Source organism: Stenotrophomonas sp. HMWF023 (genome assembly GCF_003060985.1).
In the GTDB taxonomy this organism is placed as follows: Bacteria; Pseudomonadota; Gammaproteobacteria; order Xanthomonadales; family Xanthomonadaceae; genus Stenotrophomonas; species Stenotrophomonas lactitubi.
In genome coordinates, this window is record NZ_QAIJ01000058.1 from 1 (window position 1) to 1,249 (window position 1,249).

General features: G+C 58.0%; 1 protein-coding gene. It reads right to left on the reverse strand.

From position 1 onward, the window contains the following. Positions 1-26: 26 nt before the first annotated feature. A protein-coding gene (locus DBR20_RS02380; protein ID WP_108265060.1) for an IS3 family transposase occupies positions 27-1,186 on the reverse strand; the annotation gives its coding sequence in 2 pieces (ribosomal slippage) (positions 27-931 and positions 931-1,186; 1,161 coding nt in all). Positions 1,187-1,249 lie beyond the last annotated feature (63 nt).

The window sequence follows — 1,249 nt, forward strand, 5'->3', positions numbered from 1 at the left end:
TGGACCGGCCAGACTTCCGTAGACATTCATGAGCCGCTTTGCGCGTAGCGCCGTTCAAACTCTACAGGGGCTAGGTTGCCAGCGGAACCGTGGCGTCGGATTGGGTTGTAAAACATCTCGATGTAATTGAATACATCCGAGCGCGCCTCGTTCCGGGTCGGGTAGATCCGTCGCTTGATCCGCTCCTTCTTCAGTGCACTGAAAAAGCTCTCAACCACCGCGTTGTCATGGCAGTTTCCACGCCGACTCATGCTTGGAACCATGCCATGCTGCTTCAGCAACGATAGCCAGTCGCTGCTCGTGAACTGGCTGCCTTGGTCAGAGTGGATGATCAGGCCCGCAGCAGGCTTTCGCTTCCACACCGCCAATACCAGTGCCTGTAGCACAAGGTCGGTGGTCATCTGGGACTGCATCGCCCAGCCAACCACTTGCCGTGAGTAAAGGTCGACGATCACTGCCAGGAAAGTCCAGCCCTCGTAGGTGCGGATGTATGTTATGTCGGTGACCCACACCTTGTTTGGTGCAGCGGGCGAAAAATCGCGATTGACGACGTTTTCAACCATCCCAGGCGGACCGCCTCGATGGCGCGGCTTGGTGCCGTAGCCAATTTCTGCCCTTATTCCCTCTGCCTTCATCAGACGTCGAACACGATGGCGGCTGCAACGTTCACCGGCCTCACGAAGTTCCCGGGTGATCTTGCGGTAGCCGTACACCGTTCCGCTTGCCAGCCAGGCGTGCTTAATTAGGCCGCGCAGACGATCATCCTCACGACGACGCGGCCTGCCCGAATTGCCCGCCCATGCATAGTAGCCACTGCGGTTAACCCCAAGCACTCGAGACATGGCCGTCAGCCTGAACTCGCCCAAGTGATCACGCATGAAAGCGTACTTCGCCATCACCCCTTGGCGAAGTACGCCGCGGCTTTTTTTAGGATGTCACGCTCTTCAGTCAGACGTTTCACCTCGGCCTTCAACCGACGCACCTCAGCTGAGTCCTTGGGCGTCGGCAACATCGACCCCTCTGGTGTGCCCGCCAAGGCCTCGCGCTTTGCCTTGCGGAGCCACTGGTAAAGGCTGTGGGATGAGACCCCCAGCCGCTTGGCAACCTCGGCTATAGCAAAGCCTCTTTCGGTAACCTGCTTGACCGCCTCGGCCTTGAACTCATCCGTGTACTGCTTGCTTGCCATAGGCACCTCTCTCGCTTCCATTGATTATGGCTCTGAGATGTCTACGAAATCCTGGCCGGTCCA